The sequence below is a fragment of the Janthinobacterium sp. JC611 genome, assembly GCF_018682595.1.
Lineage (GTDB): Bacteria > Pseudomonadota > Gammaproteobacteria > Burkholderiales > Burkholderiaceae_D > Janthinobacterium.
Map to the genome: position 1 here is coordinate 250664 of NZ_JAFLJN010000009.1, position 15280 is coordinate 265943.

Annotated in this window: 16 protein-coding genes; 4 read left to right on the forward strand and 12 right to left on the reverse strand. The window is 62.2% G+C overall.

Features of this window, described 5'->3' with window-relative positions; all coding sequences use genetic code 11:
• Position 1: 1 nt before the first annotated feature.
• From J0O65_RS08720 to J0O65_RS08775, 12 genes are all read right to left on the reverse strand, one after another.
• Entirely contained in the window at positions 2 to 904 is a 903-nt protein-coding gene (locus tag J0O65_RS08720; RefSeq protein WP_215405976.1) for a M48 family metallopeptidase, read from the reverse strand.
• Positions 885 to 2144: an AmpG family muropeptide MFS transporter gene (locus J0O65_RS08725; RefSeq protein WP_152253494.1), complete on the reverse strand. Its 1260-nt coding sequence runs from the start codon at positions 2142 to 2144 to the stop codon at positions 885 to 887. The genes J0O65_RS08720 and J0O65_RS08725 overlap by 20 nt, the downstream gene beginning before the upstream one ends.
• Positions 2144 to 2755, reverse strand: a complete 612-nt coding sequence (gene metW / locus J0O65_RS08730) for a methionine biosynthesis protein MetW (protein WP_086139855.1) — start codon at positions 2753 to 2755, stop codon at positions 2144 to 2146. Before metW ends, J0O65_RS08725 begins: the two co-directional genes overlap by 1 nt.
• Complete coding sequence (gene metX / locus J0O65_RS08735) at positions 2752 to 3951, reverse strand: homoserine O-succinyltransferase MetX (protein WP_215405977.1); 1200 nt, start codon at positions 3949 to 3951, stop codon at positions 2752 to 2754. The genes metW and metX overlap by 4 nt, the downstream gene beginning before the upstream one ends.
• 135 nt (positions 3952 to 4086) lie before the next feature.
• Positions 4087 to 5829: a phosphoenolpyruvate--protein phosphotransferase gene (ptsP, locus tag J0O65_RS08740; protein ID WP_215405979.1), complete on the reverse strand. Its 1743-nt coding sequence runs from the start codon at positions 5827 to 5829 to the stop codon at positions 4087 to 4089.
• A gap of 44 nt (positions 5830 to 5873) precedes the next feature.
• Positions 5874 to 6143, reverse strand: coding sequence for an HPr family phosphocarrier protein (locus tag J0O65_RS08745; protein WP_010393142.1), 270 nt, complete (start codon positions 6141 to 6143; stop codon positions 5874 to 5876).
• A gap of 92 nt (positions 6144 to 6235) precedes the next feature.
• Entirely contained in the window at positions 6236 to 6640 is a 405-nt protein-coding gene (locus tag J0O65_RS08750) for a PTS sugar transporter subunit IIA (protein ID WP_029496035.1), read from the reverse strand.
• Between the two features lie 14 nt (positions 6641 to 6654).
• On the reverse strand, positions 6655 to 7611 hold the full coding sequence (gene gshB, locus J0O65_RS08755; RefSeq protein WP_215405981.1) for a glutathione synthase: 957 nt from the start codon (positions 7609 to 7611) through the stop codon (positions 6655 to 6657).
• Positions 7612 to 7708: 97 nt separating this feature from the next.
• A complete protein-coding gene (gene gshA, locus J0O65_RS08760; protein ID WP_092803594.1) occupies positions 7709 to 9007 on the reverse strand; it encodes a glutamate--cysteine ligase in 1299 nt (432 codons plus the stop codon).
• A gap of 204 nt (positions 9008 to 9211) precedes the next feature.
• Positions 9212 to 10750 carry an ammonium transporter gene (locus J0O65_RS08765; RefSeq protein ID WP_285896781.1) on the reverse strand — a complete coding sequence of 513 codons (1539 nt, stop codon included), beginning with the start codon at positions 10748 to 10750 and terminating at the stop codon, positions 9212 to 9214.
• Positions 10751 to 10761: 11 nt separating this feature from the next.
• Positions 10762 to 11100: a P-II family nitrogen regulator gene (locus J0O65_RS08770; protein ID WP_010393464.1), complete on the reverse strand. Its 339-nt coding sequence runs from the start codon at positions 11098 to 11100 to the stop codon at positions 10762 to 10764.
• An 11-nt stretch (positions 11101 to 11111) separates the two neighbouring features.
• Entirely contained in the window at positions 11112 to 11879 is a 768-nt protein-coding gene (locus tag J0O65_RS08775) for a TorF family putative porin (RefSeq protein WP_215405983.1), read from the reverse strand.
• A 269-nt stretch (positions 11880 to 12148) separates the two neighbouring features.
• Between J0O65_RS08775 and J0O65_RS08780 the strand changes: the two genes are divergently transcribed.
• From J0O65_RS08780 to J0O65_RS08795, 4 genes are all read left to right on the forward strand, one after another.
• A complete protein-coding gene (locus tag J0O65_RS08780; protein WP_215405986.1) occupies positions 12149 to 12397 on the forward strand; it encodes an accessory factor UbiK family protein in 249 nt (82 codons plus the stop codon).
• Positions 12398 to 12508: 111 nt separating this feature from the next.
• The gene (locus J0O65_RS08785) at positions 12509 to 14029 is read left to right on the forward strand and encodes a YifB family Mg chelatase-like AAA ATPase (RefSeq protein ID WP_215405988.1); all 1521 of its coding nucleotides are present in this window, start codon (positions 12509 to 12511) and stop codon (positions 14027 to 14029) included.
• 64 nt (positions 14030 to 14093) lie between these two features.
• Positions 14094 to 14639, forward strand: coding sequence for a hypothetical protein (locus J0O65_RS08790; RefSeq protein ID WP_251373603.1), 546 nt, complete (start codon positions 14094 to 14096; stop codon positions 14637 to 14639).
• Positions 14640 to 14819: 180 nt separating this feature from the next.
• Positions 14820 to 15164 (forward strand): DUF1840 domain-containing protein, encoded by a 345-nt coding sequence (locus tag J0O65_RS08795; RefSeq protein ID WP_092716690.1) that lies wholly within the window; start codon positions 14820 to 14822, stop codon positions 15162 to 15164.
• Positions 15165 to 15280 lie beyond the last annotated feature (116 nt).

Below are 15280 nucleotides of genomic sequence, written 5' to 3' on the forward strand. Positions count from 1 at the left end.
CCTAGCGCTGCGCGATGGCGTTGCTGCGGTAAGGCGGCAAGGCCTCGACGCTGACGCCCTTGCTGCGCGCGTACAGGGGCAGCACTTGCGCCATATGGCTGTTCATCTGCGAGATGCGGTCGCTGCCCGACGGGTGCGTCGATAGGAATTCCGGCGGCGCGCCCTTGCTGACTGCCGCCATCTTCTGCCACAGCACCACGCCGGCGCGCGGGTCGAAGCCGGCGCGCGCGGCCAGGTCCATGCCGATCAGGTCCGCCTCGCGTTCATCGTCGCGCGAGAACTTCAGCATCACGCCCTTGGCCGCCATGTTCGTGGCGGTGCTGGTCAGATTCGGATCGACGCCGAGCCAGGCCGACAGGCCGGCGCCGGCCAGCTTGGCGCCAACGGCGGCCAGGTTGCCCTTGCCTGCCTGCGCCTGCGAGTGTTCGCGCAAGGCGTGCGAAATCTCATGGCCCATGACGACGGCCACTTCATCGTCGGTCAGGTTCAGCTTGGTGATGATGCCGCTGTAAAAAGCGATCTGCCCGCCCGGCATGCAGAAGGCGTTGACCTCGTCCGAGTTGAGCAGGTTGATCTGCCAGTTCCAGCTGGCCGCCGCCTCGTTCCAGCGCGTGGCGAACGGGATGATGCGCTGGGCGATGGCGCGCAGGCGTTTCACTTGCGGGTCGCTGTCGGGCACCAGCGCGTTTTTTTCCTTCGCTTCGTTGACCAGCTGCGTATATTGCTGCTTCGATTGTGCATTGAAATCGGCGCCGCCGGCAAAGATGCGCGTGGTCGACAAGGGACGCACCTTGATGCCATCCTGTACCGTCGCCTGCTGGGCGTGGACGGACAGCGGCGCCAGCGCGGTGGCCGCGCACAGGCTGGCCAGGACGGTGTAACGTTTAAGGGATATTGGTGCCATTGGCAGACCTCCATGGAGCGATTTTAGGCAGCATCATCATGGCCGGGAAAGCCAGGAAGAAGCACACGATGAAAAACGAGAACCAGCCCAGCTCCGCGACCAGGAAGCCCACCGAGGCGTTGATCAGGGTGCGCGGCACGGCGCTCAGGCTGGAAAACAAGGCATATTGCGTGGCCGTGTAGCGCGGGTCCGTGGTACGCGACAGGAACGCGACAAAGGCGGCCGCCCCCAGGCCCAGGCTGGCGAAGGCTTCAAAACCGATCACTGCGCTGAGCAGCATGGTGTTCGGCCCCACCTGCGCGAGCCAGGCGAATCCCAGAATCGCGATCGCCTGCAGCGCGCCGAACACCCACAGGCCCCGATTGATGCCCAGCTTGAGCATCCACACGCCGCCCACCACGCCGCCGGCCAGGCTGGCCCAGAAACCCGTGGTATTGGCGGCCAGGCCGATCTGCGTCATGCTAAAACCCAGGTCGAGATAAAACTTCGTCGCCAGCGCCGTGGCCATGCTGTCGCCGATTTTGTAGAGTAATACGAAGGCGAGGATCCACATTGCGTTACGCCAACCATCGCGCGCGATGAACTCCTGGAACGGCAGGATGATCGCTTCGCGCATGGTCTTCGGCGGCGAGCCGTACACGGTGGGTTCCCTGATCAGCAGGGTGCAGACGAGGCCCGGCAGCATGAAGGCGGCCGTGATCCAGAACACGGGCTGCCACGGCATGCGATCGGCCAGGATCAGCGACAGCGCGCCCGGTACCATGCCCGCCACTTTATAGGCGTTGACGATGACGGCGGCGCCCAGGCCCTGCTCGTTGTCACTGAGGATTTCGCGCCGGTAGGCGTCGATGACGATGTCCTGGCTGGCCGACAGAAAGGCGACGCCGCCGGCGGCCGCCGCGATCAGGCCGATCTGCGTGAGCGGATCGAGCATGCCCATGGCGCCGATGGAAAAGAACAGCGCCACTTGCGTGGCCGCCATCCAGCCGCGCCGGCGTCCCAGGCCCAGGATGCGGTAGCGGTCCATCAAGGGCGCCCACAGGAATTTCCAGATATACGGGAACTGCACCAGGGCGAACAGCCCCAGCGCCTTGACGTTCAGGCCCGACTTGGCCAGCCATGCCTGCAGCAGGTACAGCAGGATGAACAGGGGCAGGCCGGAACTGAAGCCCAGCACCAGCACGGCCAGCATGCGGCCGTTGGCATAGGAGCGCCAGCCAGGCGCCGGGCTTGTGCTCATCAATGCACCGCTTTTTTACGCAGGCGGAAGACGGCCAGGTCGCCGCGCAGGTTGGGCAGCACAGAGACCATCTTGCCTTCGGCCAGGGCCACGCATTCGATCACTTCCAGGCCGCATTCCTCGGCCAGCTCGCGGAAGTCGTTGATGGTGGCGCAGCGCACGTTGGGCGTGTCGTACCACTGGTAGGGCAGCGATTTCGACACGGGCATGCGTCCTTTCAGCAGCGCCACGCGGTGCGGCCAGTAGGCGAAGTTGGGGAACGAGACGATGGCCTCGGCGCCCACGCGCACGATGTCGCGCAGCAGCGGCTCGACCTGTTTCATCATCTGCAGCGACGACAGGCACAGCACCGTGTCGAAGCTGTTGTCGCCAAAGATGGCCAGGCCCTTTTCCATGTCCTGCTGGATCACGTTCACGCCGCGCTGGGTGCTGGCCAGCACCTTGTCGTCGGCGATCTCGATACCGTAGCCGCTGCACTCCTTGTCGCTTTGCAGGTACTCGAGCATCACGCCTTCGCCGCAGCCCACGTCCAGCACGTGCGCGTTGTTCGGCACCCAGTGGGCGATGAAGGCCAGGTCGGGGCGCAGCGCGCTCAATTCGTCAAAAGTCATGCGGTCTCCTTCGCGCCCTGGCGGACGGCGGTGTGCTGTGCAGGAGCGGGCAAGCCCGCCCCGATGTCGTTCCATACCTGGCCATAATAGGCGCGCACCATGTTCATGTAGCGCGCATCTTCCAGCAGGAAGGCGTCGTGGCCGTGCGGCGCGTCGATCTCGGCATACGTGACCTGGCGGCGGTTGCATACCAGCGCCTCGACGATTTCGCGGCTGCGCTCGGGCGAGAAGCGCCAGTCGGTGGAGAACGATGCGAGGAAAAACTTGGCCTTCGTGCCCGACAGGGCCTTGGCCAGGTCGCCGCCATGCGCGCGCGCCGGGTCGAAATAATCGAGCGCCTTGGTGATCAATAAATACGTGTTGGCGTCGAAGTATTCGGAGAATTTGTCGCCCTGGTAGCGCAAATACGATTCGATCTCGAAATCGATGCCGAAGCCGAATTTGTAATCGCCCGTCTGCGCCGCGTCGCGCAGCTTGCGGCCGAATTTTTCGGCCATGTCGTCATTTGACAGATACGTGATGTGGCCCACCATGCGCGCCACGCGCAAGCCGTTCTTCGGCACCACGCCATGGGCATAGAAGTCGCCGCCATGGTAATCGGGGTCGGACAGGATGGCCTGGCGCGCCACGTCGTTGAAGGCGATGTTCTGCGCCGACAGCTTGGCCGTCGAGGCGATCACCACGCAGTGACGCAAGCGCTCGGGGAACATGATGCTCCACGCCAGCGCCTGCATGCCGCCCAGCGAGCCCCCCATCACGGCGGCGAACCGGGTGATGCCCAGTTCATCGGCCAGGCGCGCCTGCGCGCTGACCCAGTCTTCCACCGTGACGACGGGGAAAGCGGCGCCATACGGCTTGCCGGTGGCGGGATTGGTGTGCATGGGGCCAGTCGAGCCGAAGCAGGATCCCAGGTTGTTGACGCCGATGACGAAGAATTTGTTGGTGTCGAGCGGCTTGCCGGGACCGACCATATTGTCCCACCAGCCCGTGCTTTTCGGCTCGTCGGCATACACGCCGGCCACGTGGTGCGAGGCGTTCAGGGCGTGGCAGACCAGCACCGCGTTCGATTTGTCGGCGTTCAGGGTGCCGTAGGTTTCATACATCAACATATAGTCCCGCAGCGATGCTCCGCTTTGCAGCTGCAGGGGTTGCGCAAAATACATGGTTTGCGGCGAAACGATTCCAATGGATGACATGTGTGTCGGTTTATAAAAGGGGGGCGGCCCCACGGGCCATGGTCGATGCAGCACCGCGATGATAGGCGCTGCAACTTTAGCATCAGGATACATCTTGCCGCGCGCGATGTATCCTGATGCCGATAAGGTGACAGTTTACATGAGCTGCAGTTGCCGGACAGCTTCCGCGATCACATTTGGTTCCATCGAACGCATAATTTTGCGCATTTGTGGCGCAATCAGGCCCAGGTCGCTGTTCAGTATCTCTTGCTTGACCGCCAACAGCTGGGCCGGATGCATGGAAAACTCGCGCAGTCCCATGCCCAGCAGCAAGCGCGTGAGCTTCACGTCGCCCGCCATTTCGCCGCACACGGCCACGTCGATGCCCGCCTTGTGGCCGGCGGCGATCGTCATGGAGATCAGTTGCAGCACGGCCGGGTGCAGCGGGTTGTACAAATGCGCCACCTCGTAATCGACGCGGTCGATGGCCAGGGTGTACTGGATCAGGTCATTCGTGCCGATCGACAGGAAATCCATGCGCTTGACGAACATGGGCAGGGCCAGCGCGGCGGCCGGGATCTCGATCATGGCGCCCACTTCGACGGCGTCGTCGAACTTGACACCGTCCTCGCGCAGGCTGGCCTTCGCTTGCGCGATCATGGCCAGCGACTGGTCGATCTCGAACGCGTGCGCCAGCATGGGAATCAGGATGCGCACCTTGCCGAAGGCCGAGGCGCGCAAAATGGCGCGCAGCTGCGTCAGGAACAGCTGCGGCTCGGCCAGGCAGTAACGGATGGCGCGCAAACCCAGCGCGGGATTCAAGGCGGTATGGTCGGACTGGTCGAGCGGCTTGTCGGCGCCGATGTCGAGCGTGCGGATGGTCACCACGCGCCCTTTCATCGACTGCACCGTGTTGCGGTAAGCCTCGAACTGCTCGTCCTCGGTGGGAATCTTGTGGGCGCGGCCCATGAACAGGAATTCGGAGCGGAACAGGCCCACGCCGCTGGCGCCCGACTCGAGCGCGAACGCGCAATCCTCGGGCAACTCGATATTCGCCAGCAGGGTGACGGGCGTGCCGCACTTGGTCACGGCCGGCGTCTTTTTCAGCTTGCCCAGCTTCTTGCGCGCGCGCTGCATGGCCACCTGGCGCTCGCGGTACTGTTCCAGCACCAAAGGACTGGGGTTGGCGATGACCACGCCGGCGTCGCCGTCGATGATCAGCCAGTCGTCCTGCTCGATCAGCATCGACGCCTGCGACATGCCGACGGCGGCCGGGATATCCAGACTGCGCGCGACGATGGCCGTGTGCGAGTTCTGCCCGCCCACGTCGGTGATGAAGCCGATGAAGGAGCGGTCGCGGAACTGCAGCATGTCGGCTGGAGAGATATCGTGCGCGACGACGATCATCTGCGCCATCAATTCATCTTCGGCTGCCGCCTTGGGCAGCAGCTGCTCGGTGCCCAGCAAGACCTTCAGCACGCGCTCGGCCACTTGCTGGATGTCGGCCTTGCGCTCGCGCAGATACGGGTCTTCGATTTCGTCGAACTGGGCCGACAATTCATCGATCTGCGTCAGCAGCGCCCACTCGGCGTTGTAGTGGCGCTTGCGGATGATGTCGAGCGGCGCTTCGGAAATCATCGGATCGGACAGGATCAGCGCGTGCACATCGATGAACGCGCCCAGTTCCGTGGGCGCATCCTTGGGCAGCTCGTTCCACAAGGTTTGCAGTTCCTTGTGGACGGCGGCGATGGCGCTTTGCAGGCGCTGGACTTCGGCTTCGATCTGTTCCTGGGCGACCAGGTAATGTTTGACGTCAAGGGCAGCCGGCGCCAGCAGATGCGCGCGGCCAATGGCGATGCCGCGGGAGACCGGGATGCCGTGGAGCGTGAAGGATGCCATGGGGTGACCTGTCGGAATGCGGCTGCGGCTGCGTTCGGCGGGCATTACTCGCCTTCGCCAAACCTGTCATTAATCAGGGCGGTGAGGGCATCGACGCATGCCTGCTCATCATCGCCCTCGGCTTCCAGGGTCACTTTCGCGCCCTTGCCGGCGGCCAGCATCATCACGCCCATGATGGACTTGGCGTTGATGCGGCGCGCGTTGCGGGTCAGCCAGACGTCGCTCTTGAACTTGGCGGCGAGCTGGGTAAATTTGGCGGAGGCGCGTGCGTGCAGTCCCAGCTTGTTGATGATTTCGAGTTCTTTTTGAATCATTTTTGTATGGTCTCTATCCCTGAATGCACTACGCTGATGACAATCTTGGCCTATAAAACCCGCCGCCTTCAGGGCGGCGGCCTTGCACTTCCCTATTCGCCCACGCGGATGCGGTTATCGACGCGCACGGCGCCGCTTTGCGCACCGGCCAGCGCCATCTCCACCACCACGTCGAGCGTGTCGCGGCGATACGTGATGGCGCGCAGCAGCATCGGCAGGCTGATGCCGGCGATGACTTCCACCCTGCCCGCATCGGCCAGCTTGTTGCAGCAGTTCGACGGCGTGCCGCCCTTCACGTCGGTAATCACCAGCACGCCGGAGCCGTCATCGAGGCGGCAGATGGCTTCCGATGCCAGCTTCTGCACTTCCGCCAGGTCCTGGTCGGCGACGACGTCGATGGCTTCAAACCGTTCCGTTGGCCCGCGAAACACATGCGCGCAGGCGGCGATGAAGGCCTGTCCCAGCGGTGCATGTGTCATGAGCAAAATCCCTACCATAGTCGTTTCACCTTCTAGCGCTGCTGCGCTTGCGCAACGCCATGCTCGACGGCGTCGACGAACATGGCCGCCACGTCAAAGCCCGTCTGCTGCATGATTTCCTGGAAGCAGGTCGGGCTGGTGACGTTGACTTCCGTCAGGTAGTCGCCGATCACGTCCAATCCTACCAGCATCAGGCCACGCGCGGCCAGGATCGGGCCCAGCTTTTCCGCGATTTCCCGGTCGCGCGCCGTCAAGGGCTGCGCCACGCCCGTGCCGCCGGCCGCCAGGTTGCCGCGCACTTCGCCCGCCTGCGGGATGCGCGCCAGCGAAAACGGCACCGGCTTGCCGCCGATGACGAGGATGCGCTTGTCGCCCTTGACGATGTCGGCGATGAAACGCTGGGCCATGATGGTCTGCGCGCCATTGTCCGTCAGGGTCTCGATGATGGCGCCCAGGTTCAGACCATCGGCCTTGACGCGGAAGATGCCCGTGCCACCCATGCCGTCGAGCGGCTTGAAGATGACGTCCTGGTGCTTGGCGTGGAAGGCGCGCAGGCGCGCTTCGTTCGACGTCACCAGGGTCGGCGAAGTGAATTCGGAAAACTGGGCGATGGCCAGCTTTTCATTGTTGTCGCGGATGGCGGACGGCTTGTTGAAGACGTGCGCACCCTGCTTTTCCGCCAGTTCCAGCAGATACGTGCCATACACGTATTCCATGTCGAACGGCGGGTCCTTGCGCTCGATGATGGCGTCCAGGGCCGACAGGCGCACTTCCTCGGTGGAGACGACCTTGTACCAGTCGTGCTCGTCGCCCGTCAGCTCGATATGCTGTACCCGCGCCGTGACGATGCCCTCTTCCAGCGCCATGTCCTTCTGTTCGAAGGCGTACACGGCGTGGCCGCGTCTGGCCGCCTCGCGCATCATGGCGAAGGTGGAATCTTTGTAAGTCTTGAAGCCTGCCAGCGGGTCGGCAAGGAATGCAATTTTCATGGTGCGTCCAATCGGGGAGCCTGGATAAGGAATGCTTGATTCTAGCCGAGATCGCCAGGCGCGGTGGTCGCCGCGCCCGGCAAGCCGCACGGGTGGATCAATACACCTCGGGATTCGGGTCCGTGCGCTCCATTTCCAGCGACGCGGCCAGCAAGGCCAGGCGCGCCACCACGCCATACACATAGAAGCGGTTCGGCGCGGCCGTGCCCGGCTTGGCCTTCAAGTCCGGCACCGCATGCTGCTGGGCAAACGCCAGCGGCACGTACTGCGAACCGGGCGCGTTCAGGTTCTGGTCCACGCCCCGTTCCGCGTGCACGCGGTAGAAACCGCCCACCACATAGCGGTCGATCATGTAGACGACAGGCTCGGCCACGGCATCCTTGATGCTCTCAAAGGTCGGCACGCCTTCCTGGATGATGACGTCGGTGACAACTTTACCATCCTTGACGATGGACATCTTGTCGCGCTGCTTGCGCGACAGGTCGCGCACTTCGCTGGCGTCGCGCACCGTCATGATGCCCGTGCCGTACGTACCCGCATCGGGCTTGACGATGACGAAGGGCTTTTCCTTGATGCCGTATTCCTTGTATTTCTTGCGGATCTTGGCCAGCAGCACGTCGACGCTGGCGGCCAGCGCGTCTTCGCCCTCGCCTTCCTGGAAGTTCACGTCGCTGCACTTGGCGTGGAAGGGGTTGAGCATCCACGGATCGACGTCGATCATCTTGCCGAATTTTTTCACCACTTCATCGTAGGCCGTGTAGTGGTTGCTCTTGCGGCGCAAGGCCCAGCCCGCATGCAGGGGCGGCAGCAGGCTTTGCTCATGGATGTTTTGCAGGATGTCGGGGATGCCGTCCGACAAGTCATTATTCAGCAAAATCGTGCACGGATCGAAATCCTTCAAGCCCAGGCGACGGCCATTGTTCAGGCGCACGAGGGGCTCGATGACGAGCATGTTGCCATCTGGCAACGCCAACGGTGTCGGCTGGGTGATCTCGGGCGACCACGAGCCGAAGCGCACGTGCAGCCCCGTCTGGCGGAAGATCTGCATCAGGCGCGCCACGTTCTGCAGGTATTGCGGCGTGGTGTTGTGCAATTCCGGCACGATCAGCAGGTTGCGGGCGTCCGGGCAATACTTGTCGATGGCGGCCATGGCCGCCTGCACGGACAAGGGCAGCATTTCCGTGGCCAGGTTATGGAAACCGCCAGGGAACAGATTGGTATCGACGGGCGCCAGCTTGTAGCCGGCGTTACGCAAGTCTACCGAGCAATAGAAGGGCGGCGTGTGCTCTTGCCACTCCATGCGAAACCAGCGCTCAATGGCCGGCGTCGCGGCCAGAATCTTTTTTTCGAGGTCGAGCAGCGGTCCGGTCAGGGCCGTGACGAGATGGGGAACCATAGTTACATCCTTAAATTATGTGCAGTATTCAAAAAAGCACACAGAACTGCCGACTATATTACCGTGTAAGTAGCCCAAATCGGGGCAAAACCCTTGTTTTAAAGACCTTTTCCATTCCCACAACGAAAAAAAGGCGCCTCGATGAGGCGCCTTTTCCAGCCGGGCATGCCACGCCGGGGCGCTGGCATGCCAGACAATTGCTATTTAGCCATGATACGCCTGCTCGCCGTGGCTGGTGATATCGAGGCCTTCACGCTCTTCTTCTTCCGGTACGCGCAGGCCGATGACGATGTCGACCAGTTTATAGGCGACGACGGAGACCAGGGCCGACCAGAGGATGGTGGTGCCGACCGCTTGCGCCTGCACCCACACCTGGTGGCCGATCGAATACGGATCCGCCGACATCTTGTTGGTGACATAGTCGAAGATGCCCTGGCCGCCCAATTGTGGTGCAGCAAACACACCCGTCAACAAGGCGCCGAGGATACCGCCCACGCCATGCACGCCAAACACGTCGAGCGAATCGTCGGCGCCGATCAGGCGTTTCAAGCCATTCACGCCCCACAGGCAGACGATGCCGGCAAGCAAGCCGATGACCAGGCCGCCCATCGGGCCGACGAAACCGGCCGCCGGGGTGATCGCCACCAGGCCTGCCACGGCGCCGGACGCGCCGCCGAGCATGGATGGCTTGCCTTTGCTGATCCATTCGCCAAACACCCACGACAGGGTCGCGGCGGCGGTCGCCAGCAAGGTGTTGACGAAGGCTAGGGCAGCCACGTCGCCCGCTTCCAGCGAGGAACCGGCATTGAAACCGAACCAGCCCACCCACAGCAAGGATGCGCCTATCATGGTCATCGTCAGCGAGTGCGGCGCCATCGATTCGCGGCCGTAGCCGACGCGCTTGCCGATCATGATGGCGCCCACCAGGCCGGCGACGGCGGCGTTGATGTGCACCACGGTGCCGCCGGCGAAGTCCAGCGCGCCTTTTTGCCAGATCCAGCCAGCCTTCAAGGCTTCGCTGGCCGAGGTGGCGGCATTGGTGATCAGGTCAGGACCGGTCCAGAACCACACCATGTGGGCCGCTGGCAGGTAGGCGAACGTGAACCACAGCACGACGAAGGCCAGCACGGCGGCAAACTTGGCGCGCTCGGCAAAGGCGCCGACGATCAGCGCGCAGGTGATGGCGGCAAACGTGCCCTGGAAAGCGACGAAGACGAACTCGGGAATGACGACGCCCTTGCTGAAGGTGGCGGCGGCGGCAAACGTGCCCTTGGCCGGGTCCCAGATACCGTTCAGGAACAGGCGATCGAAGCCACCGAAGAAGGCGGTTTTTTCCGTGAAGGCGATCGAGTAGCCATAAATACACCACAGCACGATCACCAGCGCGAACACCATGAACACTTGCATCAGCACCGACAGCATGTTCTTCGAGCGCACCAGGCCACCGTAGAACAGGGCCAGGCCGGGAATCGTCATCAAGATCACCAGCAAGGTGCTGATCATCATGAAACTGGTGTCGCCCTTGTTGGCGACGGGTGCGGCGGCTGGCGCGGCAGCGGCCGGAGCCGGCGCGGCGGCGGCCGGGGCCGCAGCGTCAGCAACCGGCGTGACGGCAGGGGCGGCGACGGCCGTGGTCGTGGCCGCCTCCGTCTTGGCGGGCGCATCGGCAAAGCTCGGCGTGGCAAGGCCAAACGCACACAGGCAGGCTATCCCGGCTAGCAATTTTGTTATATTTTTATGCATCAATATTCCCCTTAGAGCGCTTCGTTGCCGGTTTCACCGGTACGGATGCGGATGACCTGTTCCAGGTTGTAGACGAAAATCTTGCCATCACCGATTTTACCGGTACGCGCGGCACCTTCAATCGCTTCGATGGCCTGGTCGACAATGGCGTCATCGACGGCCGCTTCAATCTTGGTTTTTGGCAAGAAATCAACGACATACTCGGCACCACGGTAGAGTTCCGTGTGACCTTTCTGGCGGCCAAAACCTTTCACTTCCGTGACGGTAATGCCTTGCACATTGATAGCCGACAAAGCTTCGCGTACTTCGTCCAGTTTGAACGGTTTAATGATCGCAGTAATCATTTTCATGGCAGTCTCGCTTAAAAGGTTTTGGACACGGTCAGCACGAGACCGGATTTCGCCAGATTCTTGCCGTTCGGTGCCAGCGACGTGATGTTGGCCTTCACGGCAGCAAGGGAAACGGTCGCCATGCCGAAATCCTTGGTCACGCCGATCTTGACATCGTTATAGCTGAGGGCATCGTTGTGCTCGACTTTCTGGCGCCCCACGTGCACGTTCATGATGTAACCGTCGATCAGGTCGAAGTTGCCCCCCACGTCAAGGTAGCCGCTGTTCTTGCTGTCGGCGACGCCGAACAGATTGGTGGTCGAATGCGAGTACTTGATGTACAGCGGGCCGTAGCCGAGCTGGCCGTACAGCTCGAAGGTGTTGGCATTGGTGCTCAGCCCATTCGAGGGATAGAAATAGTACAGGCCGCCCACGTCATAGGTAAAATCCTTGCTGATCTCGCCCCGCTTGCCGCCGTAGATATCCCATTCCAGACTGGTATCGCCACCGCCATCCTTGATCCATTTAATGCTCGACAGCCAGGTGCCCACATACAGGCCCGTCGGGCTATGCGTATAGTCGGCACCGCCGCTGATGGCCGGGTTCAAACGGCTTTGCGAGATGCCGCGGTAACGGTAATCGCTGGTCAGCGCCACGTTGTAGCTCACCACATGGTCGGGTACAGCCTCGGCCGCAGCGGGCGCCGCTGCTGCATCCTGGGCCATGGCGCTACCGCACAAGGCGGCCATGGCCAACGTCAATGCGGCTGCTAAAGTCATGTTCTTGGACAGATTCTTCATGGCGATTCCCTTTTATTGAACTTTTAAAGCGGTTGAGGTTTAAAATCTTGGCTGGAGATCACAAAGCGTTCATCCTTTCTTTAGCAGAATACGTGCCAGCTCTCTTGCCACCTTGACAGGGGCGTTTCCGGCCACACATACCCTGCAAGCCCCTGGACATGCGGGTATTGGCGGCTAAAGCAGCATGAAGCGCCCAGTTTCGCACCAGATTAACGCCGCTGTGCACCGCAATGGTGCGATGCACAGGCCGCACCATAAAAGGACTGACCATGGACATGAATACCTTCTTCAACGACTTGCAGGGCAAGATCCATCAAGCCATCGAAAACTCGCCGGCCAAGGATATCGAGAAAAACGTAAAATCGATGATGACCCAGGGCTTCGCCCGCCTCGATCTCGTCACGCGCGAGGAATTCGATATCCAGGCGCAAGTGCTGGCCAAGACCCGCGCCAAACTGGACGCACTGGAATTGCGCCTGATCGAGCTGGAAACGCGCCTGAACGATTCGAAGACCTGAGGTGCCGCCAGCCAGGCTCCGTTATTGACGGCCTTGCTGGCATAGCGCAAGCCTGATGGCGTTGCACGCGCTAGACTGATCCTGCCCGCGCCCGCGGTGCAGGGGAGTCTGATGAGTCTGGCCGTCCTGAAAAGCCGCGCCCTGGCCGGCATGGAGGCGCCAGAGGTAAGCGTCGAAGTCCACCTTGCCAATGGCTTGCCCTCGTTTACGATAGTCGGCCTGCCGGATACGGAAGTGAAGGAATCGCGCGACCGCGTCCGTGCCGCGCTGCAAAACTGCGGCTTCGAGATGCCGGCGCGGCGCATCACGGCCAACCTGGCGCCGGCCGACCTGCCCAAGGAATCGGGCCGCTTCGACTTGCCCATTGCGCTGGGCATCCTGGCCGCCTCCGGCCAGTTGGCGGGCGACCAATTACACCGCTATGAATTCGCGGGTGAGCTGTCGCTGTCGGGCCAGCTGCGCCCCATCCGTGGCGCCCTGGCCATGACCTTTGCCATGCAGCGCAGCCAGTCGGGCGCGCCACGCGCCTTCATCCTGCCGCAGGCGAACGCGGACGAGGCCGCTCTCGTCAGCGATGCCTGCATCTATCCCGCCCGCAGCCTGCTCGAGGTCTGCGCGCATTTTGCCCCGCACGCCAGCCACACTGCCCTGCAACGCCACCAACCCGTGCTGGCAGCGCACGCTTTTCCCTATCCCGACTTTGCCGACGTGCAAGGGCAGCAGCAGGCGCGGCGCGCACTGGAAGTGGCGGCGGCGGGCGGTCATAACGTCCTGATGGTGGGGCCGCCGGGCGCAGGCAAGACCATGCTGGCCAGCCGCTTCCCCGGCGTGCTGCCGCCCATGAGCGATGAAGAGGCGCTGGAATCGGCTGCCGTGCATTCGCTGGGCGGGCACTTCAAGGTGGAACACTGGAAACGGCGGCCCTATCGCGCCCCGCACCAGACGGCGTCCGGCGTGGCCCTGGTGGGTGGCGGCAATGTGCCGCGCCCGGGAGAAATCTCGCTGGCACACTGCGGCGTGCTGTTTCTTGATGAAATCGCCGAATTCCAGCGCCGGGTGCTCGATGTGCTGCGCCAGCCCATGGAATCGGGCGTCATCAGCATTTCGCGCGCGGCCCGCCAGGCTGAGTTTCCTGCACGCTTTCAATTGATCGCCGCCATGAATCCCTGCCCGTGCGGCTATCTGGGCCACGCTTCCGGCCGTTGCCGCTGCACGCCGGACGCCGTGCTGCGTTATCACAATCGCCTGTCCGGCCCGCTGCTAGACCGTATCGACCTGCAGATTGAAGTGGCCGCCATGCCGCCGGCGGCACTGGGGCGACGTGCAGGCGCCGGCGAAAGTACGCAAGCGATCGCCACCCGGGTAGCGGCAGCCTTTGCCTTGCAGCTGGCACGCCAGGGAAAGTCCAACCAGCGCCTGAGCAACATGGAAATCGAACAGCATTGTCGCCTGGAGCCACACGGCGAACAGTTGCTGCATGGCGCCATGACGCGCCTGCACTGGTCGGCGCGCACCTACCACCGGGTACTGCGCGTGGCGCGCAGCATCGCAGACCTGGCGGGCAGCTCCGCCATCACGCCGCAGCATGTCGCCGAAGCGATCCAGTACCGGCGCGTGCTGCGTGAAGTATAAGGGGGTCAGTGAGCGGCACACGTGCGTGATTGCGCGTGATGCGCGGCGCTGCTACCATCTGCTGATGAAAAAACCATCACTTGCCCTCTTTCTGGCCACGCTGGCGGCCGCCAGCGTCCTGTCCGCCTGCAGTCCGAAATTCGACTGGCGCGACTATCGCAGTCCCGACGCCCAGTTCACGGCCTTGTTCCCAGGCAAGCCCGCCGTGCTGACGCGCGAGATCGATCTCGATGGCAAGAAAGTCAGCCTGACCATGACGGCCAGCGAGGTCGATGGCGCTACCTTCGCCGTCGGCAGCGCCGTGCTCGACAGTGCGGAACAGGCACGGGCGGCCCTGCCTGCCATGCAGATGGCGCTGCTGAAAAATATCGACGGCACCGTGCGCAGCGAAAAATCCGCATCGGCCGCCAGCAGCACGGCTGCAGGAACGCGCCAGCGCAGTTCGCTCAGCATCGAAGCGACAGGCATGCAACAAGGCAAGCCCGTCTTGCTGGTCGGGCGTTTTGTGGCGCAGGACAAACGTATCTTCCAGATCATCATTCTTGGGGAAGAAAGCAAGCTGTCGCGTGACACCATCGACACCTTCATGGACTCGGTGAAGCTGGATTGAGACTTAACGATCGCTTAAACAGGTGTTTTCATGGTCAGCAAACCCTTGTAAATACGTGCGTTGTCCAACAGATGGCCATATCCGGCTTGCAAATGTGCAATCCGGGCAATCGGACGGCCTGTGCGGCATTTCAAGTCGTGATATTGTTTCGACACTAACAACAAGTTTCAGAAAGCGCTTATGTTGATCTCATTCAAATCCAAATCTTCCCCTGAAGTGCTGATGTACCAGGAACATGCCCAGCGCATCCTCGACATCCTGCACAAGAACCCCACGCGCGGCGTCATCACGCCAGCGGAAGCGGGCGATGCCCTGGCGCTGCTGGAAAAAGAAGTCGCGGAAAGCAAACTGCATCCGGAAAATGACATCGAACACGATGTGCATACGCCGGAAACGCTGGAAGATGGTGAGACGGGCGCTCATGCACGCGCACAAAAAGTGCATTTCTCACAGCGCGCCTATCCTTTGATGGAGATGCTGCGCTCGGCCAAGGCGGAAAATGAAAGCATCACCTGGGGCATCTGACCCGATGAATGCTGCAGACGAAAAAAAACCCCGCACACGCGGGGTTTTTTTATGTAACAAGCCTGACGATAACCTACTTTCACACTGGTTGCAGCACTATCATCGGCGCAAAGTTG